At 45.2% G+C, this 19,615-nt stretch carries 19 protein-coding genes; 6 read left to right on the top strand and 13 right to left on the bottom strand.

The genetic code is table 11. The features are described 5' to 3' along the window. The first annotated feature begins 68 nt into the window (after positions 1-68). The 3 genes from A136_RS15870 to xni all read left to right on the top strand — a co-directional run bounded on the left by A136_RS15870 (position 69) and on the right by xni (position 4,178). Positions 69-1,634 carry a sensor domain-containing diguanylate cyclase gene (locus A136_RS15870; protein ID WP_017063344.1) on the top strand — a complete coding sequence of 522 codons (1,566 nt, stop codon included), beginning with the start codon at positions 69-71 and terminating at the stop codon, positions 1,632-1,634. 312 nt (positions 1,635-1,946) lie between these two features. Beyond that, positions 1,947-3,311, top strand: a complete 1,365-nt coding sequence (ppnN, locus tag A136_RS15865) for a nucleotide 5'-monophosphate nucleosidase PpnN (protein WP_017063343.1) — start codon at positions 1,947-1,949, stop codon at positions 3,309-3,311. 93 nt (positions 3,312-3,404) lie between these two features. After that, positions 3,405-4,178, top strand: coding sequence for a flap endonuclease Xni (xni, locus tag A136_RS15860; protein WP_017063342.1), 774 nt, complete (start codon positions 3,405-3,407; stop codon positions 4,176-4,178). Between the two features lie 77 nt (positions 4,179-4,255). Here xni and rlmM read toward each other — a convergent pair whose 3' ends face one another. The 7 genes from rlmM to pomA form a co-directional block, all read right to left on the bottom strand. After that, on the bottom strand, positions 4,256-5,347 hold the full coding sequence (gene rlmM / locus A136_RS15855) for a 23S rRNA (cytidine(2498)-2'-O)-methyltransferase RlmM (RefSeq protein ID WP_017063341.1): 1,092 nt from the start codon (positions 5,345-5,347) through the stop codon (positions 4,256-4,258). Next, positions 5,344-5,742, bottom strand: a complete 399-nt coding sequence (locus A136_RS15850; protein ID WP_004734382.1) for a DUF423 domain-containing protein — start codon at positions 5,740-5,742, stop codon at positions 5,344-5,346. Before A136_RS15850 ends, rlmM begins: the two co-directional genes overlap by 4 nt. Further along, entirely contained in the window at positions 5,732-6,355 is a 624-nt protein-coding gene (locus tag A136_RS15845; protein ID WP_017063340.1) for an alpha/beta fold hydrolase, read from the bottom strand. Before A136_RS15845 ends, A136_RS15850 begins: the two co-directional genes overlap by 11 nt. Further along, positions 6,348-7,256, bottom strand: a complete 909-nt coding sequence (locus A136_RS15840) for a transcriptional regulator GcvA (RefSeq protein ID WP_017063339.1) — start codon at positions 7,254-7,256, stop codon at positions 6,348-6,350. Before A136_RS15840 ends, A136_RS15845 begins: the two co-directional genes overlap by 8 nt. 671 nt (positions 7,257-7,927) lie before the next feature. After that, complete coding sequence (gene thiI, locus A136_RS15835) at positions 7,928-9,376, bottom strand: tRNA uracil 4-sulfurtransferase ThiI (RefSeq protein WP_017063338.1); 1,449 nt, start codon at positions 9,374-9,376, stop codon at positions 7,928-7,930. 318 nt (positions 9,377-9,694) lie between these two features. After that, positions 9,695-10,642 (bottom strand): flagellar motor protein MotB, encoded by a 948-nt coding sequence (locus A136_RS15830; protein WP_017063337.1) that lies wholly within the window; start codon positions 10,640-10,642, stop codon positions 9,695-9,697. A 12-nt stretch (positions 10,643-10,654) separates the two neighbouring features. Continuing rightward, complete coding sequence (gene pomA / locus A136_RS15825; RefSeq protein WP_017060778.1) at positions 10,655-11,419, bottom strand: flagellar motor protein PomA; 765 nt, start codon at positions 11,417-11,419, stop codon at positions 10,655-10,657. A 298-nt stretch (positions 11,420-11,717) separates the two neighbouring features. Here pomA and xseB point away from each other — a divergent pair, with 298 nt between their 5' ends. Genes xseB through dxs form a run of 3 tightly spaced genes read left to right on the top strand, consistent with a single transcriptional unit; the run spans position 11,718 to position 14,770 of the window. Beyond that, positions 11,718-11,960, top strand: coding sequence for an exodeoxyribonuclease VII small subunit (gene xseB, locus A136_RS15820; RefSeq protein WP_004734405.1), 243 nt, complete (start codon positions 11,718-11,720; stop codon positions 11,958-11,960). Between the two features lie 20 nt (positions 11,961-11,980). Then, positions 11,981-12,865 (top strand): (2E,6E)-farnesyl diphosphate synthase, encoded by an 885-nt coding sequence (gene ispA, locus A136_RS15815; protein ID WP_017063336.1) that lies wholly within the window; start codon positions 11,981-11,983, stop codon positions 12,863-12,865. Positions 12,866-12,886: 21 nt separating this feature from the next. Next, positions 12,887-14,770 (top strand): 1-deoxy-D-xylulose-5-phosphate synthase, encoded by a 1,884-nt coding sequence (dxs, locus tag A136_RS15810; RefSeq protein ID WP_017063335.1) that lies wholly within the window; start codon positions 12,887-12,889, stop codon positions 14,768-14,770. Between the two features lie 119 nt (positions 14,771-14,889). On the opposite strand, the gene pgpA is transcribed toward dxs, so the two are convergent. The 6 genes from pgpA to A136_RS15780 form a co-directional block, all read right to left on the bottom strand. Further along, entirely contained in the window at positions 14,890-15,396 is a 507-nt protein-coding gene (pgpA, locus tag A136_RS15805) for a phosphatidylglycerophosphatase A (protein WP_017060782.1), read from the bottom strand. Further along, entirely contained in the window at positions 15,396-16,370 is a 975-nt protein-coding gene (gene thiL, locus A136_RS15800) for a thiamine-phosphate kinase (protein ID WP_017063334.1), read from the bottom strand. The genes pgpA and thiL overlap by 1 nt, the downstream gene beginning before the upstream one ends. A 114-nt stretch (positions 16,371-16,484) precedes the next feature. Continuing rightward, a complete protein-coding gene (gene nusB / locus A136_RS15795) occupies positions 16,485-16,952 on the bottom strand; it encodes a transcription antitermination factor NusB (protein ID WP_004734399.1) in 468 nt (155 codons plus the stop codon). Further along, positions 16,952-17,422 (bottom strand): 6,7-dimethyl-8-ribityllumazine synthase, encoded by a 471-nt coding sequence (ribH, locus tag A136_RS15790; RefSeq protein ID WP_004741508.1) that lies wholly within the window; start codon positions 17,420-17,422, stop codon positions 16,952-16,954. Before ribH ends, nusB begins: the two co-directional genes overlap by 1 nt. A gap of 295 nt (positions 17,423-17,717) precedes the next feature. Continuing rightward, positions 17,718-18,827, bottom strand: a complete 1,110-nt coding sequence (gene ribBA / locus A136_RS15785) for a bifunctional 3,4-dihydroxy-2-butanone-4-phosphate synthase/GTP cyclohydrolase II (RefSeq protein ID WP_017063333.1) — start codon at positions 18,825-18,827, stop codon at positions 17,718-17,720. Between the two features lie 108 nt (positions 18,828-18,935). Next, entirely contained in the window at positions 18,936-19,592 is a 657-nt protein-coding gene (locus tag A136_RS15780; RefSeq protein ID WP_010436361.1) for a riboflavin synthase, read from the bottom strand. Between the last annotated feature and the right edge of the window lie 23 nt (positions 19,593-19,615).

Genomic DNA, 19,615 nt, shown 5'->3' with positions numbered 1-19,615 from the left:
ATTATCGATGCAACGGAATTTCATCAAAATGATCGAGATCGGTCTACGCGGCGCTAATAAATACATCTATGGGCATTCTTGAAAAAGACATTCAGGCGCAACTCCACCAGCTGAAATCTCAGTTGGAGCAGGTCCGTTTGACGCAAAGAGACACCTCGTTCAAGTTTATTAGAGAACAGAAAGTTCTAAAGCGTATCGTCACGTCTTTAAGTGATGCATGTGTTGGTAGTAACAGCCATTTAGATGAAAACCTCATTGCCCTTAGGGAAGAGCTAGAAAAGCAAAAAGACATTAGCTCAATGATCCCAAAACTGGCAGTATTAGAAAGGATGCTTAAGCAGAAAACGTTGGCTATGGATAAACAGAACGGGTATCTGGACGATAGCATTAAGCACAGTGGGGAAACGCTGCAGCGCATAACTGGCCTTCCAGCACAGCTCAAACGCGACCTACGAAACTTACTTAGCTTCTCCGAATGCAATGGCAGTCAGAAAGTCGACCACGCCATGAAACTCCTCGGTATTTACGAGCGTGCCATAAAGATCATGGCGAACAACTCTCGTACTCATTTTGCCGACGCTGCGCAATCGCCTGAACAAGAACTCCTTGCCGACTTATCAAACGAATTACAACATCTGATCACCGAACTCGATTTTGAGGGTGAATCGGGTGAGCTACTTACCGATATTCGAGCCAAACTGCTGCTTGGTGTTTCTACACAAAACCTCCTTGAGCTGACGCTTCAAATTCTCAAACTAGTCATAGAGGGCACCAATCTAGAGCGTAAAAAGTCTGAACAGTTTATTGACCAGCTTAATTCTTCACTCGCGTCTAGCATCAAAACCGCAGATCAAAATGCAGACCAAAGCCAAAGCTACTTTAAGCATCGCCAAGGCCTGAACTCTGAGCTAAATGAGCTTGTCATCAAGAGCCAGAGTTCTGTAGATAAAGCAACGGACATTGATAACTTAAAGCAGACGATTAATCCTCTGCTTAGTGAAATCGCCTCTCTTTCTGAAAGATTGAATCATGCAGAGCAAAAAGAACAAGCTCTGATAGAGAGAATGAATTACGGAAAGACTCAGTTAGATTCACTCTATGAAGTGACGCAAGATTACCGTAAGCGCTTGGAAGATCAGGCTCAGCGTATGCTGCTTGATCCTCTAACCAAGGTTTACAATCGCACTGCCTTTACTGATCGCTTAGAGCTTGAGTATCGCCGCTGGATCCGCGCACAACACTCACTGCGCGTAGTACTTCTGGACATCGACAATTTCAAAGCCATCAATGATAGTTTTGGTTATACAGCGGGTGACAAAGCACTCAAAATTATCGCAAGAACCATCACCAAAGAGACCGGCGCTACCGATAGTGTGGCTCGTTTTTCTGGTGAGGAATTTATCTTGTTATTACCAGAGCAAACGGATGAATATTGCCACCAGGTAATTCAAAACATCCAGACTCAAGTCAGCCGTTTACCCTTTAAGTTCCGTGATCAACAAATCACGATTACTTTGTGTGCAGCAAGTACTCAATTCAAAGAGTCAGATACACCTGAAGAAGTACTAGAGCGACTCAATAAAACGCTAAACAAAGCCAAACAACGTGGTACTAACCAATTGGTTTGGAATTAAACTAGGCCTGATTTAATTTATTTCTTTTTTTCAAATACTTATCACATACCAATTCCCTCAATGTTTGCTAAGCTTATGATTAACATTCGCTTAACAAGCATTCTTGACAAGTCATGCTGTTTATAAGATCTTAAGCAACTCGATATTAGCCCTTAAGCAATTCCATACAATCCATAAAGCAACGCTGTCGTAACCGTTTCGTCTGGTTAACTCTTCTCACCTTTAACCAAACACTTTCAACGTTTGCTTCTCACTCTCGAGCCAGAGGGTCACTTCAAAAGTCGCCTCTGCTCTTCTCAACAAGGAGGCACTATGATCACTCATATCAGCCCTGCCGGTAGCATGGATTTACTCTCTCAACTTGAAGTTGAGCGTCTTAAAAAAACCGCATCTAGTGATCTGTACCAACTGTATCGTAACTGTACGTTAGCGGTACTGAACTCGGGTAGCCATACCGACAACTCCAAAGAATTGCTCGACAAGTATCAGTCATTTGATGTTGAAGTGGTGCGTCGTGAGCGTGGTATCAAGCTCGAACTAAGCAACCCACCAGAGCATGCCTTTGTCGACGGTGAAATCATCAAGGGTATTCAAGAACATCTATTCTCAGTGCTGCGTGACATTGTCTACGTCAACATGCACTTGGCCGATAACCAAAGGCTTAACCTCACCAACGCAACTCACATCACCAATCTTGTGTTTGGTATTTTGAGAAACGCAGGAGCACTCACACCCGGCATTGAGCCGAACCTGATCGTGTGCTGGGGTGGTCACTCAATTAATGCCACTGAATACCAATATACTCGCGAAGTCGGTAATGAACTTGGCCTACGTGAACTCAACATCTGTACGGGTTGTGGACCAGGTGCGATGGAGGGGCCAATGAAAGGTGCGGCTATTGGTCACGCTAAGCAGCGCTATACTGAACATCGTTATTTAGGGTTAACTGAACCATCAATCATTGCGGCTGAGCCGCCAAACCCGATAGTGAACGAACTGGTGATCATGCCCGATATCGAGAAACGTCTTGAAGCGTTTGTTCGTATGGCACATGGCATCATAATCTTCCCTGGAGGCCCAGGAACCGCCGAAGAACTGCTGTACATCCTAGGTATCATGATGCACCCAAACAACGCAGACCAACCAATGCCTATCGTTCTAACTGGCTCTAAAGAGAGCGAGGCTTACTTCCGTTCAATTGATAAGTTCATTGGTGAAACATTGGGTGAAGAAGCGCAAAAGCACTATGAAATTGTCATTGATGATCCAGCACGTGCTGCGAAAATTATGAAGCAAGCAATGCCAGATGTACGCTCTCACCGTAAAGAAACAGGCGATGCTTACAGCTACAACTGGTCACTGCATATTGAGCCTGAGTTCCAACTCCCCTTCGACCCTACTCACGAATCTATGGCGGCACTCGATCTGCACATGGATCAGAAAACAGAGAGCCTTGCTGCGAATTTACGTAAAGCGTTCTCAGGTATTGTGGCAGGTAACGTCAAAGCCGAAGGTATTCTGGAGATTGAGAAGCATGGGCCATTCCTCATTGATGGCGACAAAGAGCTAATGACCAAGATGGACCAACTGCTGAATGACTTTGTTGAGCAACATCGAATGAAGTTACCGGGAGGGACCGACTACGTGCCTTGCTATAAAATCGCCTCACGTGATTAAGGCGTTTACGTTACCAACGTTTCAACTCACCAAGTGATACGTTACTATAAGGGGCTAGCAGCCCCTTTTTTATTGCCTATTTAGTGGAAACTTATGTCTATCCATCTTGTTATTATCGATGCCTTAAACCTCATCCGACGCGTGCACTCTGTTCAGCCGGATCCAACCGATATAGCAAGAACCATTACCACCACAATTCGCACTCTCAATAAGATTCTGAATGAATCAAAGCCCACCCACATCATCGCGGTATTTGATCACCATTTACAAGACCGTGGCTGGCGCGCAGATGTGCTTCCTGCTTATAAGCAGAATCGTAAACCGATGCCAGAACCATTGATGAAAGGCCTTGATGCTATTCAACAAGCTTGGTGGGAGTTAGGCATTGATTCACTGCTGTCTGATGGCGATGAAGCGGATGATCTCGTCGCAACACTGGCAAAGAAAGTGGCTGACCACGGAGAAACCGTCACCATCGTCTCGACGGATAAGGGCTACTGCCAACTGTTGTCACCAACGCTTCAGATCCGAGATTACTTCCAGCACCGCTGGTTAGATAAACCCTTTATCGAAGCTGAGTTTGGCGTTAAACCTGAACAACTGGCGGATTACTGGGGATTAACGGGCGTAAGCTCAAGCCAAGTACCGGGCATCCCAGGTATCGGGCCAAAAGCAGCCAAAGAGATATTGACCACTTACCCAGATATCGAAGCGGCCTATCAAGCAGAAGATCTGCCGAAAAAATATCGTAAGAAGTTCGACGAACACATCGAATCCGCTCGTGTATGTAAGCAAGTATCGGCACTCAAAACCGATATTGATTTAGGGTTCAACCTGCAAGATATTCGTTACGAAGCAAGCTCTTAAGTCGCTGTGACTCGATAATATTGATACAAAAAAACGCTCCTAACAAGGAGCGTTTTTTTATGTTCATTAACCGCGTATTAGTGCGGTGAGATGTTTGAAAGCGCCTGAATATGAACCGTGATCTCTTCGCGATCGTGGTAAAGGTGCTTAGCCTGCATCTTGAACTTCACTTTGTTCTCAATAAGGAACACTTTTAGGTTCTCGATATCTTGCAGTACTTCATCGTAACGGCCTTTCATAGGCAGCTTAAGGTTGAACAGTGCTTCTTTCGCCCAGCCTTTAATGATCCACTCACCCATAAGGTGTGCAACACGAGCTGGCTTCTCAACCATGTCACAGATAATCCAAGTGACGTTCTTACGGTCTGGTTCAAACTTAAAGCCATCCACCATGTGGTGCTTAATTTGACCCGTTTCCATTAGGCTATCTGCCATCATGCCGTTATCAACACAGTGAACGAACATCGAGCGCTTAACCAATTGGTAAGTCCAACCACCTGGGCACGCTCCTAAATCAACACCCCACATGCCTGGAGCCAGACGCTCGTCCCACTCATCACGAGGGATGAATACGTGGAATGCTTCTTCTAGCTTCAATGTAGAACGGCTTGGCGCATCTGATGGGAATTTCAGACGAGGGATACCCATAAAGAACTGTGAGTTGTTCGTTGGGTAGGAGTAACCGACAAAACAGTGACCCGGAGCGATAAAGCATAAATGAAGCACAGGCTTCTTAGCGTTATCTTTCGCTGTCATCAGGCCTTTACCACGCATCGCTTGACGCATCGGCACGGTAAATTTACGGCAGAACTTCAAAAGCTCTTTTGCTTCGTTAGTATCTGGCGTTTCAATACGGATATCACCACAACGAGGGAAACCTTCTTTCTCAGAAAGCGCCTCAAGAATTGGAGAAATACGGTCATCGGTTGGCAGGTCTTTAATTTCAACAGCCACTGCCAACATTTGACGAGCAAAGATCAGTGATTGGAAGTCGATCTCTTTAACCAATTTATCGGCTTCGCCTGCTTGATAACATTCAAACAATACAAAGCCTGTATTGTTCTTTAAGCGAGGAAAACCAAACACTTCCAGTTGTGTTGCCTTGTCTTGAATTTCGCCAGCACATTCTTTTTCAAAACCAGAGCGACAATAAAGTAGTACGTGTTTCACTGAGTTACCTCTTTTATATTCAAAGCAGCGAAGGAGAAGACTCCCCAACCAATGATAAATAGTAGACCACCAAACGGAGTGATAGGGCCAAACCATTTTATTCCTGTCAGTGCCAAGCCATAAAGGCTGCCACTAAAACAAAGGATGCCGATGATAAAGCAAATTGCCGCAATGAAAAAATATTTTTGTGATTTAGCGCCAAGTTTCATCTGCAACAGAGCGCCACACGCCAATATCGCCAAAGTATGGATAAACTGATACTGAACACCCGTCTCAAACACGCCTAGCAGATATTCTGGCAAGATAGCTTTCAACCCGTGAGCCGCGAAGGCACCAAGCATGACAGCAATCGCACCAGAGATACCTGCAAACGTGAGTAAATACTTACTTCTCATTAAGTACCTCTTTGATAAACGCTGACAGCTTCTCAACGGTTAAGGCAATATTCTGCTGCTCTGTGTAACCAGAGCTCTTACGAGGCTTAAAGCTGTGATCACCGTCTGGGATAAATTCAACACGAATAGAATCCGACAGGTCGAAATCGGTAAACTCTTCACGCTTACCAAAGGTATCGCGCTCACCCTGCAAAATAAGACATGGCTTTTGTAACTCAGCTAAGTGCTCACCTTTGTACTTCTCTGGCTTACCTGGAGGGTGGAAAGGAAAGCCTAAACAGGCCATTGCTGCCACCTTATCAACTTCAGACAAATGGCTCGCCATACGTCCTCCCATCGACTTACCGCCAATCACAAGCTTATCGGCATCTACCTGTCCGATAATATCTTGGTAAGCTTCGAGCAGTTTAGGGGCTCGATCAGGTGGACGACGCTTACCATCTTCAGCACGTTTGATCATGTAAGGGAAATTAAAACGAATCACTCGTATCCCTTTAAACGCCAACCCTTTTGCTACCGACTGCATGAACTCATGATCCATACCTGCGCCAGCACCATGTGCAAAGATAAAGGTTATTGGGTTGTCTTCACCATCAATGATGAGGTTATTCATCAAGTAAGTCCTCTTGTTCACTTTGCGCTTTCGCCAACATCCAATCACGGAAAGTCGCAATACGCCCCATGTCAGCTTGTTTCTCATGACACACTACATAGAAGGCGTTCTTACTTACCAACACTTCATCAAAAGGTGCAATCAAACGACCTGCTTCGATTTCAGGTTGCGCCAACACATTATTACCCAAAGCAATACCTTGCCCGTGAGCGGCCGCCTGCAATACCATGGTTGAGTGACTGAAGATAGGGCCATGATTAACGTTTACCCCATCAATACCATTTTGCTTAGCAAACTGTTTCCAATCCTTTCGAGATGTATCATGCAGTAGCGTATGACATGCCAAATCACTGAGAGATTCTAAAGGTTTAGCTCCTAGCAGCACGGAAGGTGAGCAAAGAGGAATTAAGTATTCTTGGTAAAGTTTATCGGCTCTGAGCCCCGACCAATTCCCTCGGCCATAATAGATAGCGACGTCTACATCATCGGTTAGCGAGCCTTCATCCATATCAACGGCTTTGATTCTTACATCAATATCAGGCTCTTGCTGATTAAAGTCAGCGAGCCTTGGTACCAACCATTGAATAGCAAAACTCGGCGGTAAACTGATGGTCAATGCGCCCTTCTCACTTCGCTCCAGCACTTTGTCTGTCGCTTCTGCTAGTGATGTGAAAATATCTTTGATATCTAAGAAGTAGCTTTGACCTTCTTCAGTTAGCAGCAAAGAGCGGTTTCTTCGGCGAAACAGCTTCAAAGATAAGAATTCTTCAAGCGCTTTGATCTGATGACTGACTGCCGCTTGAGTAACAAACAACTCTTCTGCAGCACGCGTAAAACTCAAGTGTCGAGCTGCAGCTTCAAACACTCTTAGCGAGTTTAATGGGGGTAATCGACGAGACATAGTTACTCTCTAAATAAGCATTAGTTTTTTTTATCTGAAACATTATAATTTGTCCATTGCCTAGCAGCCAGAGAAATTCTATATTTCATCCCGCAGCAGCTAGCCTGAACGGCTTGATTCTCTCTAGAATCAATTGGCTTAGCTCCTGCGATGTTGTGTTTGCAAACTCGTTCTTTTCGAGTTGGGTAGAGTTCTACCAAATGTTTTGTTGCAGTTTATACTGAAACGAGGCATGTACTTCCTGTATTTATTTTGACCTGTCTGTCAAATTTGTTTACACCGCCTTATGGGCGGTGTTTTTTTATGTGCAAAGAAATGTAACAACAAGTTTATCAATAGCTGTGCTAATTAATCTTTATTATTTTTCATCGCCAATCACAGAATCAGACACCCACTCAAATAATCAACTGAACACATACAAATAGCACCATTGAGTTGCACTAAAAAGTAACAGAATACTTCAAGATACTCACACTTCTTCGGTACTTATAAACCCGTTTAGAACACACTCTTTCTATCAATCAAAAATTTCAAAGCTGAGCATGACGATAGCACGCCCAAACTCACGCCTCTGTCTGACTACTGTAAATCATTCACAATAGAAAATAAAAAAGCCGCTTACTTTTCAGTAAACGGCTTTGCAAAATGATTAACGCTTGGTCAACACACCACTATGGGCGGTAAACCTTAACGTTATGGAAGCCCTGCTCTTGTAGGTAAAGTGCCTGTAGACGGCTCATTACACCACGGTCACAGTACAGCAAGTACTCTTTCGCTTGGTCTAGGTCGCCAAACTGAGTCGAAAGCTTGAAGAATGGGATGTGTTTAATTTCAACACCCTCGACCTCTAATGGGCTTTCGTCTTCTTCTTCTGGGCTACGGATATCAAGAACGATAGCGTGCTCAGCAACAGCTTGAACTTGTTCAACTTCAGGCGCTTGCTCTTGGCTCTCTTTCTCGATGTCACGGATATCCATAACACGAGCGTTCTCGATCACTTGATCCAGCACTTCAAAGTTAAACTTAGCTTCTTCTGCTTCCAGTTTGCCTTTCTTCGCTTTCACTGTTGGCTTCTTAGAAATAACACCACAGTACTCAGGCATTACCTTAGCGAAGTCTTCAGTACCGATGATACGAGAAAGGTCGATGATGTCTTCTTTATCCCAGTTGATAAGCGGACGAAGAATCAAAGTATCTGTCACGTTGTCGATGTGACGCAGGTTAGTTAGCGTTTGGCTTGATACCTGACCTAGTGCTTCACCAGTAACCAACGCTTCGATCTTGAACTTGTCTGCAACCATACCACCAGCACGCATGAACATACGCTTAAGAACAACGCCCATTTGGCCGTCTTCTACGTTCTCAAGGATTTCAGCAACCACAGGTTCAAAGTCTACAGAAATGAACTTCACCTTTGCAGATGAGCCGTATTTATTCCATAGGTAGTGAGCCACTTGTTTAACACCAATCTCGTGCGCTGGGCCACCAAGGTTGAAGAAACAGTAGTGAACCTTAGAGCCGCGTTTGATGTGCAGGTAGCTTGAAACACCAGAATCAAAGCCGCCAGAGATCAAGCTCAGTAGATCTTCTTGAGTACCAAGAGGGAAGCCACCGAGGCCTTTGTGACGAGCTAGAACTTGGTTTAGCTTGTCGTTAGCCACTTCAACCTTAACGGTTACATCAGGGTTCTTAAGTCGAACTTTCGCTGACTCAACTGCTTGGTTTAGACCGCCGCCTACGTAGCGCTCAAGTTCAATAGAGGTAAAGTCATGCTTACCACGACGCTTAGCACGTACAGAGAAAGTCTTGCCTTCAATGTCAGCACGGCTGCGTTCTAGTACTTGCTCGTAAATATCGTGCAAGTCTTTGAATTCAGACTGTTGAACTTCAAGAGAGTGGTGAATACCTGGAGTGTGAGTCAGAGCCTCTAACACTTCTGCGTAGTACTGGTCACTCTCAGACGTCACTTCAATATGATCGCGACGGTTGAATACCGCAACACTTTCACAGCGACGTTGAATAACGTTACGAATGTTGCACTCTAGAATCCTTGTGAAGCGCTTACGCACCGATTCACTTTTTACAAAAATTTCCGGATGGGGCTTAACAATAAATTTCATAGTACTTTCACAACATTAATGTTCAAAATTTTGAAAACGCTCATCGCCAAGTAAATTAGAGAATTTACACAGCACTTGAAGCAAGAATAGATCATATCTAAATCTAAGGGCGCGAATTATACATGAGAAAGTGAAGCAAGGAAAAGAGTGCTTGCTGTAACACCATCATTAAACCGCTTGTTATTAACAGTAGCAGGTTTCGAAACGACATAAATGCCGCAGAGAGAACCATTGAAGACCAGCAAACAAAAAGCCCAACCTCATTATAAGGTTGGGCTTTCGATGCTATCTGCATGCTACCGTGTGTACACGTATCGGCTATTCATTAATAACAGGCACTTCGTCACTGTAAAGCGGCTCGCCCTGCATGATGCTGATTTCAACGCGGCGGTTGAGGCTACGTTGCCATTCAGTATCGTTCGGCTCGACTGGCTCGGTATCCGCCATGCCGCGTACTCTCAAGCGTTGATGAGAGAAACCACGCACCTTTTCCATCTCTTGAGCAACAGACACTGCTCGCTGTGATGACAAGTCCCAATTAGAGCGATAAAGCTCGGAATCAAGACGTTGATTATCGGTGTGCCCTGAGATTCGAACGATACCCGGAACATCTTTCACCAACTCAGCAACCTGTCTCACCAAAGGTCGGAACTTAGGCTGTAGGAAAGCAGAACCCGATGGGAATGCACCCTTCTCACGAATTCGAATCACAATCTGCTGGCCAAGGTTTTCAACTTCAATCGCGCCTTGGTCTATCTCTCGCTCCAACGCCTTCTTGATGCTTTCCATCAAGGATTCCATCTCTTGCGATTGAGCTTCAGCTTGTTGTTGCTGTTGGTCTGACTCAGAGTTTTGATTGTCGTGAGTCGAAACCTCTGGCGACTTGCCTCCGGTCATCTTGCCTTGATCACGCATGGTACCGCCAGCACGCTCAGATTCACCTTCATGAAACTCAAGCGTCTGCTGAGTGATATCAATCGTCTGCTGCATGATCACATCAATCGGTGTCGGCTCTGGACGACCAGGTCGAAACTCTTGTGCAATGATGCTGGTGCCTTTAGGAATGTCTTTCACTTCCAAGCGGTTTTGTACACCAAACGCAAATTTCATCGAGCCAGCGATCTGTTTGAACTTCAGTACGTCCATCTCAGAGAATGAGAGCAGCAGTACGAAGAAACACATCAGCAGTGACATCAAGTCAGCAAATGTCCCCATCCATTGAGGCAATCCCGGAGGAGGACATTTACATGGATTTTCTTCATCCATCTTCAACTCCTCTTACGCAGGTTCACCATCAATCGTACGCTTACCTTCGTTTAGGTAGCTCTTCAGGTAACCATCGATTACTCGTGGGTTCTGACCATCTTGAATCGCGAGTACGCCATCCATAACCAAACGACGGTTGAGTGTCTCTTGGTCACGACGCAGCGCAAGCTTGTCGGCAATTGGGAAGAACACCATGTTCGAAAGAATCGCACCATATAGGGTGGTTAAAAGTGCCACCGCCATCGCAGGGCCGATCGCTTTTGGATCATCCATGTTAGAAAGCATGGCAACCAAGCCAACCAAGGTACCAATCATACCCATCGCGGGTGCTACATCACCAAATGCAGAGAACACCTTCGCGCCCTGCTCATGACGCTCTGTGGTTAATGCGATGTCTTTTTGCAGTGCAGCACGAACTACATCTCCATCATGGCCATCCACCAAAAGATCGATGCCCTTTTGCATGAAACTGTTGTTAATTTCCATCTCTTCCAGTGCTAAAAAACCACCTTTACGAGCCGCATCAGCCATCTCTACAACTTTCGCAATAAGATCTTCAGGCTCATCCGCTTTAAACATAAAAGCTTTGCCTGCGATTTTAGTCGCACCAAAGAACTGTCCCATGGTGAACTTCATTAGAACAACAAAGGTTGAGCCCCCAACTACGATCAAAATGGATGTCGTGTCATAGAACATCCCGAGGCTTCCACCTAGGATCATTGCCATAATTACAAAGGCAAATCCACCAATCAAACCTATTAGGGTTGCTAAATCCACTGAGCACTCCTCATGCTTTTTTGTAGCTCTATGTCGACGATATTCTTTGTATCGGCAAGACTATAAGATCTTTTAGTAAATTCTTGGCCTAAGTATCACACTTTTCGTTTTTGAATCCCAACTATTGGCTTACTTTGCTCTTATACGTAGCGCATAAACTCGATAAAGCTAAGGTTATTCAAGCAAAGTACGTTCAAGCCCCTTAAAAACGAACTTTCTAGCAAAATTTCTTGGTTACATTTGACCATCTCAGCGGCCTAGGGTAACGTTCGTTCATCTTTCCAAACGCAGATTTATTATGGCTACTAAGAAACCTGAAAATATGAGCTTTGAAGCAGCAATCGAAGAGCTTGATGGCTTGGTTGATCAACTAGAAAATGGTGATCTAGCTTTAGATGATGCGCTGAAAAAGTTCGAACGAGGCATCTCCCTCGCTCGTGCCGGTCAAAGCAAACTAAACGATGCTGAACAGCGTGTTAGCATCCTACTGCAAAATGATGAAAACGCAGAACTTAGTGACTTTAACCCACAACCAGAATAACGAATTGTATGAGATCCCCTATGATTGAGACTTTATTGTCTTATCAAGCACGTAATAACGAGCAACTGAACCTTTGGCTTGATCGCCTACCACACCAAGATCAGAACCTGATCAACGCGATGCGTTATGGGTTACTTTTAGGCGGTAAACGCGCACGTCCATTTCTTGTCTACATTACAGGGGAAATGCTCGGCTGCACCGCTGAAGAACTCGACACTCCAGCATCTGCAATCGAATGTATTCATGCCTATTCTCTGATTCACGACGACCTTCCAGCAATGGACGACGATGAACTGCGTCGTGGCCATCAGACTTGTCACATCAAATACGATGAAGCAACGGCAATTTTAACTGGCGATGCACTACAAACTCTCGCGTTTACTATACTTGCGGAAGGTACATTAAGTGCTGACGGTGAAAGCAATCGCGTTCGAATGATTCAACGCCTAGCCGAAGCCTCTGGTGCACAAGGTATGTGCATTGGACAAGCACTTGATATTGAAGCTGAAAACCGCTCTGTCACGCTAGAAGAGTTAGAAGAAGTTCACCGCAATAAAACGGGCGCGCTAATGAAATGTGCGATTCGTTTAGGTGCTCTCGCTGCTGGTGAAAAAGCGTTTGAAGTGATGCCTCAATTAGACAAGTACGCCGACGCCATTGGATTAGCATTCCAGGTTCAAGATGATATTTTAGATATCACTGGCGATACTGAAACTTTGGGTAAGCCACAGGGTTCTGACCAAGAATTGAACAAAAGCACCTACCCTTCTTTGCTAGGTTTAGAGGGCGCTCAAGAAAAAGCGCAAACTCTGCTACAGGAAGCGCTTCAAGCTTTGGCTGCAATCCCATACAATACCCAGTTACTCGAAGAGTTCGCCCGATACGTCATCGAGCGCAAGAACTAAGACAATAAGCGCGCATTACCTATGACTCTTGATATATCAAAGTACCCAACTCTTGCTTTGGCTGATAAGCCAGAGGATTTGCGTCTACTTCCAAAAGAGACGCTGACACAGCTTTGTGATGAATTACGTACCTATCTTCTTAACTCAGTGAGCCAGTCAAGTGGTCACTTAGCGTCAGGCTTAGGTACAGTAGAGCTGACAGTTGCTCTGCACTATGTGTACAACACGCCTTTTGACCAGTTGGTTTGGGATGTTGGTCACCAAGCATACCCGCACAAAATTCTTACAGGTCGTCGCGACCGCTTGTCGACTATCCGTCAAAAAGATGGACTGCACCCATTCCCATGGCGTCAAGAGAGCGAATACGACACCCTTTCTGTTGGTCACTCTTCAACATCGATCAGTGCTGCACTTGGTATGGCTATCAGTTCGAAGAAAGAAGGCAAGAACCGTAAAGTCGTGAGTGTGATTGGTGATGGCGCGATTACTGCGGGTATGGCATTTGAAGCCATGAACCACGCGGGCGATATTCACAATGACATGCTGGTTATCCTGAACGATAACGAGATGTCGATCTCTGAAAACGTAGGTGCGCTAAACAACCACCTAGCTCAAGTTCTTTCTGGCAGTCTTTACACGTCAATTCGTGAGGGTGGCAAGAAAGTGCTATCAGGCGTTCCGCCGATTAAAGAGCTGGTTCGTCGTACAGAAGAACATTTAAAAGGCATGGTTGTCCCTGGCACCATGTTTGAAGAGTTAGGCTTTAATTACATTGGTCCTGTAGACGGTCACGATGTAAACGAGCTGATTAAAACGCTGAAGAACATGAGAGACCTTAAAGGCCCTCAGTTCCTGCATATCATGACGAAGAAAGGTAAAGGCTACGAGCCAGCTGAGAAAGATCCAATTGGCTACCATGGCGTACCTAAATTCGATCCTGCACATTCAAGTCTGCCTAAGAGCACCAGCTCTAAACCAACTTTCTCTAAGATTTTTGGCGACTTCCTGTGTGATATGGCCGCTCAAGATCCTAAGCTAATGGCGATCACGCCTGCAATGCGTGAAGGTTCTGGTATGGTGCGTTTCTCGAAAGAGTATCCAGAACAGTACTTTGATGTAGCAATTGCTGAGCAACACGCTGTGACGCTAGCAACCGGTATGGCGATTGCCGGTGATAAGCCAATTGTCGCTATCTACTCGACTTTCCTACAACGTGGCTACGATCAACTGATCCACGATGTGGCAATCATGGATCTACCGGTTATGTTCGCTATTGACCGTGCAGGTCTCGTCGGTGCCGATGGTCAAACACACCAAGGTGCGTTCGACTTAAGTTTCATGCGCTGTATTCCAAACATGGTGATCATGGCACCAAGCGACGAGAACGAATGTCGCCAAATGCTTTACACCGGTCACCAGCACACGGGTCCAAGTGCCGTTCGTTACCCTCGCGGTAATGGCATGGGTACTGAGATTCAAAGTGAGTTTACCGCTCTTGAGATTGGTAAAGGTCGTATCGTTCGCGAAAGCGAAAAAGCAAAAGATGGCTCGAAGGTCGCTATCCTAAGCTTCGGTACTTTCCTTGAGAGTGCACTTCAAACGGCTGATGCTATCGATGCTACAGTGGCAGATATGCGCTTTGTTAAGCCCCTCGACGAAGCTCTGATCAAACAACTTGCTGCTGACCACGATGTACTAGTGACTATCGAAGAAAACGCGATTGCAGGTGGTGCGGGCGCAGGTGTGATTGAATTCTTGATGCAAGAAAAACTACTGATGCCAGTATTGAACCTTGGCCTACCAGACAAGTTTATTGCTCAAGGTACTCAAGGTGAGCTGCATGAAGAGCTTGGCTTAGATGCGAAAGGGATTGAGAAGTCTATCACTGACTATCTTGCCAAGTAGCTTTAATACGTAAGCTCGTAAGCTCCGAAAACAAAAAAGGTTGGCCCTAGGGTCAACCTTTTTAGTATCTGCTAATTAGTTTGGTGTATCGCCAACTAAACCTTAGCCCTTCAGTTAACTCACACTAACCAACCTGCGAAATGTGCCACGGCATACAACGAAATAGCCGCCATAATACCCGCTACAATATCGTCAATCATGATACCCAAGCCGCCGTGAATTCGCGCATCTAGCCAACCAATCGGCCACGGTTTTACCATGTCAAAGAAGCGGAAAAGCACAAAACCAGTCAGCAGCCATTTCCAGTCATCAGCAGGGATATTCAACATAGGCACTAAGCTCATGGTGATCCAAAAGCCCGCAAATTCATCCCAAACAATAGAACCGTGGTCATGCACGCCCATATCGTCAGACGTTACTTGGCAGATCTTAATACCAATAATGCAGCTTACCACCACCACAGCTACGTAAGCAGGAAACGGTAACTGAACCAACAACAGGTACAACGGAATAGACGCGAGCGTGCCCATTGTGCCGGGAATAATAGGCGATAAGCCACTGCCAAAACCCGTTGCTAAGAAATGCCAAGGGTTTTTGAGAGAAATAAGAGAAAGTGGGTTTGTCATCAATTAACCTTAAAGTGATCGTAACCAGTTAAGTTCCAGCTTAGTGGTTCACCATTATTGTGTAATTCAAAATATTCTACAGGTCTTATCTGGCCAATGCAGGTGACTTTTGTACCTGTATGTGACAAAGCACTTTCCAACGACCCTTTATTCTCTTCCGGTACAGTAAAGCACAGTTCGTACTCTTCACCACTCGTTAGCGCATACTGCTGAGCTGAAGTGATATCAGGAGCGAACTGACGTAACTCTGGAGAGATAGGCAACGTGCTTACATCAATACTCGCGCCAACTTGAGAACGCTTAAGGATATGTTTTAAATCAGCAATAACGCCATCAGAGATATCAATCGCAGATGAAGCAAGGTTCACTAGAGCCTGACCCGCTAACACTCGTGGGGCGCTCACATAATGTCTCTCTTCAAGCTCTGCAGCATAGGGCTTCACTCTGTTCTGCTCAGGGTTAAGTAACACTTCTAAGCCAGCTTTGCTGTCACCTAGATTACCTGTTACGTAAATCCAGTCGCCAACTTTCGCGCCATCTCTGCGCAGCGCTCGTCCTTCAGGAACAAAGCCCTGTACCGTCAGTGTCAGGCTTAGTGGACCTTTGGTTGTGTCGCCACCAATTAACTGAATACCAAAGTAGTCTGCGAGTTTAAAAAAGGAGTCACAGAAGGGAGCAAGCCATTCTTCATCGATTTCAGGCATGGTTAAAGCAAAAGACACCCAAGCAGGCGTCGCGCCCATTGCAGCAAGGTCACTGATATTGGAAGCCAACGCTTTGTGTGCCACCCAAGCCGGATTCGCCTCAGCTAAGAAATGGGTACCAGCCACTAAGGTGTCCGTGCTGATCGCTATCTCAACATTGCCCGGCGCTTTGACCAAAGCACAATCATCGCCAGCAGCTAGAAGAACGTCTTTACGTTGTGGTTGTCGATTTACAAAATATTTTTCAATCAGGTTAAATTCGCCAGACATCACATGCCCTATCTTTAGTCTCATAAAAATCGCCGTAATCATGGATATTACAGAAATTTAGTTACAAAAAAGGCCAGCATAAAAGCTGACCTTTAGATTCAATATACGAACGTCTTATTTCTTACGAACGTGCGGTGCAGCTTTATCAAGCACACCGTTAACAAACTTATGGCTGTCTTCTGCTGCAAATACTTTTGCAAGCTCGATAGCTTCGTTGATAACCACTTTGTATGGTACATCTTCGCGACGAGTCATCTCGTACATAGCTAAACGTAGAAGCGCTAGTTCCATCAGATCCAGATCTTGCATAGGGCGAGATACGAATGGACGAAGCTTGCTATCAAGTTCCATGTGGCTAAGAGCAACACCAGTTAGTAGGTCGCGGAAGTATGCAACGTCTGTTTCTGGCATAGCAAGAGCAGGCTCTGCAGCATGATGCTCTTCTTCATCATACTTACCACCAGATAAGAACTGTTCTTCAACGGTAGCAATATTTTCTTTAGTAATTTGCCAAGAATAAATTGCTTGTAGAGCAAATTGACGTGCGTTACGACGTGCGGCTGGTTTCACACTGGCCCCCATTAGGAATCGATTTCAGAAAGAACGTTGATCATCTCAAGTGCGCTAAGTGCTGCTTCTGCACCCTTATTACCAGCCTTGGTTCCTGCGCGTTCAATAGCTTGATCGATCGTATCAACAGTAAGAACACCAAACGCTACTGGAAGAGAATATTCCAGAGACACTTGTGCCAAACCTTTATTACATTCACTACAAACATAGTCAAAGTGAGGTGTACCGCCACGAATTACTGTACCAAGAGATACAATCGCATCGAACTTACCTGTTTTTGCAACGCGCTGCGCTACAAGTGGAAGTTCTACTGCACCAGGGCAACGAACAACAGTGATGTTGTCTTCGCTTACTTGTCCATGACGCTTTAAAGTATCGATTGCACCAGAAAGTAAACTTTCGTTAATAAAACTGTTGAAACGAGCAATAACGATAGCAATTTTTGCATTTGGCGCTGGGAAGCCACCCTCGATCACTTTCATAAGCCTTCCTTTAACTATTTTCATCAAGTGAGAATCGCCGGATTCTAGCACAAAACTGTGAGCAATATCTAATGGTAATTTAGAAGAACAGACACCGGCAATGTAAAGATGATAATGCAGCGCTGATCTCAAGCATATAGGAACAGCGAGTAACCAAGTTTGTGTGTTGAACACGTTTTGAGTCGGACTTGGCTACTTTGCTCTTTTGGCAAGATTTATCACCAAAAGAGCCACTGAAGTCATCGGTAAATTATGTTGCTACAAACGGAGAAACGTCTGCTTGCTAACGCATGGTTTATTCGCAAACGTACTCAACAACGTTAAGGCCAAAACCACCCAATGCGTGGTAACGCTTAGTGCTTGAAGAAAGCAGACGCATATCGTGCACACCTAGATCTTGAAGAATCTGAGAACCGACACCAACACGACGCGAGGTACCCTGCTTCTTCGCCATAGTTGGCTGCTCGTTCTTGTCTTGCGCTTCGAATGTCTTCACTTTGTGAATCAAAGAATCAGACGACTCTTCGTTGCCAAGAATAACCAACACACCGCCTTCGTCGCCAATACGCTTCATCGCTTTATCTAGCGACCAGCTACGTTCCGTTCCACGGTCTGAATGAAGTAGATCGGTAAACGTGTCATGCAGGTGAACTCGTACTAGTGGAGCGCCTACAGACAAGTCGCCCTTTTGCATTGCGTAGTGGATCTGGTTATCAATCGTGTCACGGTAAGTCACAAGCTCAAAGTCACCAAACTCTGTTGGCAAATGGCATTGTGCTACACGTTCAATCGTCGTTTCCGTGTTGTTACGGTATTCAATCAAGTCAGCAATCGTACCCAACTTGATACCATGCTTTTCAGCAAACACTTCAAGGTCAGGACGACGTGCCATGGTGCCATCGTCATTTAGGATCTCAACAATAACCGAAGCTGGCTCACAACCCGCTAGGCGAGCTAGATCACAACCCGCTTCAGTATGGCCAGCGCGAGTTAATACACCACCTTCTTGAGCTGTCAGTGGGAAGATATGCCCGGGTTGAACAAGGTCAGCGGCTTTCGCATCTTTTGCCACAGCCGCTTTAACGGTAACGGCGCGATCTGATGCAGAAATCCCCGTAGTTACACCCTCAGCAGCTTCAATCGAAACCGTAAAGTTGGTTGTGTATTGAGCATTATTATCTTGAACCATAGGCGCTAGACCCATACGGTTTGAACGCTCTTTGGTCAACGTTAGACAAATTAAGCCACGGCCGTACATCGCCATGAAGTTAATCGCTTCAGGCGTCACATGTTCTGCTGCCATGATCAGATCGCCTTCATTTTCGCGATCTTCATCATCCATCAGGATAACCATTTTTCCTAGGCGAATGTCTTCAATAATTTCTTGAGGAGTACTAATTGGCATTGTTCTATATCCTTTGAAATGGTTCTGCTTCCTAGAACCGACACTATTTAAACCTGATGATATTGCTTCGCTTTACAAAGTCTCGCTTAACGCACTTTGTATCAACGGTTAGGCAAAACCATTCTGCTGTAAGAATTCCATCGTTAATCGAGATTCAGGCTCAGATTCTTGTTGCTGACCTTGCAGTAAACGCTCCATGTAACGTGCTAATACATCAACTTCTAGATTCACTTTACGACCGACATTGAATTGGTCGATGGTGGTTTCTGAAGAAGTATGAGGAACGATAGTCAGCTTGAATGCGTTCTTACGTAAATCGTTCACAGTCAGGCTAATGCCATCAACTGTTACTGAGCCTTTTTGAGCCACGTATTTTGAGATTTCTGCTGGCATTTCTACCCAGAATTCAATCGCACGGCCAACTTGGTTACGTTCAACAATCTCACCCACGCCATCAACGTGACCAGACACTATATGTCCACCGAAACGCGTGGTTGGTAACATTGCTTTCTCAAGGTTAACTTTATCGCCCGCTTGGTAATCGACAAAACCCGTTTTTTTCAGGGTCTCAAGCGAAAGGTCTGCACTGTAGCTGTGGTCGTTATACTCAACAACCGTCAAACAAACACCATTGGTCGCGATACTGTCGCCTAACTTAACGTCAGCCATATCAAGCTTACCAACATTAACCGTTACGGTGATGTCTTCTCCGCGGGGAGTGATTGCACTCAATGTACCTACGGCTTCTACAATTCCTGTAAACATTTTAAAACTCTTTTTGTTGTCAA

The sequence above is a fragment of the Vibrio crassostreae 9ZC13 genome (assembly GCF_000272045.2).
Classification (GTDB): domain Bacteria; phylum Pseudomonadota; class Gammaproteobacteria; order Enterobacterales; family Vibrionaceae; genus Vibrio; species Vibrio crassostreae_C.
The sequence above is the reverse complement of the archived record's forward strand: the minus strand, read 5'-3'. Positions and strand labels throughout refer to the sequence as shown.

Bases quoted from the DNA above. Each gene is read 5' to 3' on its own strand.
- A136_RS15870 (WP_017063344.1), top strand. From the start codon at position 69: ATGGGCATTCTTGAAAAAGACATTCAGGCGCAACTCCACCAGCTGAAA.
- ppnN (WP_017063343.1), top strand. From the start codon at position 1,947: ATGATCACTCATATCAGCCCTGCCGGTAGCATGGATTTACTCTCTCAA.
- xni (WP_017063342.1), top strand. From the start codon at position 3,405: ATGTCTATCCATCTTGTTATTATCGATGCCTTAAACCTCATCCGACGC.
- A136_RS15850 (WP_004734382.1), bottom strand. From the start codon at position 5,742: ATGAGAAGTAAGTATTTACTCACGTTTGCAGGTATCTCTGGTGCGATT.
- A136_RS15845 (WP_017063340.1), bottom strand. From the start codon at position 6,355: ATGAATAACCTCATCATTGATGGTGAAGACAACCCAATAACCTTTATC.
- A136_RS15840 (WP_017063339.1), bottom strand. From the start codon at position 7,256: ATGTCTCGTCGATTACCCCCATTAAACTCGCTAAGAGTGTTTGAAGCT.
- thiI (WP_017063338.1), bottom strand. From the start codon at position 9,376: ATGAAATTTATTGTTAAGCCCCATCCGGAAATTTTTGTAAAAAGTGAA.
- A136_RS15830 (WP_017063337.1), bottom strand. From the start codon at position 10,642: ATGGATGAAGAAAATCCATGTAAATGTCCTCCTCCGGGATTGCCTCAA.
- xseB (WP_004734405.1), top strand. From the start codon at position 11,718: ATGGCTACTAAGAAACCTGAAAATATGAGCTTTGAAGCAGCAATCGAA.
- ispA (WP_017063336.1), top strand. From the start codon at position 11,981: ATGATTGAGACTTTATTGTCTTATCAAGCACGTAATAACGAGCAACTG.
- dxs (WP_017063335.1), top strand. From the start codon at position 12,887: ATGACTCTTGATATATCAAAGTACCCAACTCTTGCTTTGGCTGATAAG.
- pgpA (WP_017060782.1), bottom strand. From the start codon at position 15,396: ATGACAAACCCACTTTCTCTTATTTCTCTCAAAAACCCTTGGCATTTC.
- thiL (WP_017063334.1), bottom strand. From the start codon at position 16,370: ATGTCTGGCGAATTTAACCTGATTGAAAAATATTTTGTAAATCGACAA.
- nusB (WP_004734399.1), bottom strand. From the start codon at position 16,952: ATGGGGGCCAGTGTGAAACCAGCCGCACGTCGTAACGCACGTCAATTT.
- ribH (WP_004741508.1), bottom strand. From the start codon at position 17,422: ATGAAAGTGATCGAGGGTGGCTTCCCAGCGCCAAATGCAAAAATTGCT.
- ribBA (WP_017063333.1), bottom strand. From the start codon at position 18,827: ATGCCAATTAGTACTCCTCAAGAAATTATTGAAGACATTCGCCTAGGA.
- A136_RS15780 (WP_010436361.1), bottom strand. From the start codon at position 19,592: ATGTTTACAGGAATTGTAGAAGCCGTAGGTACATTGAGTGCAATCACT.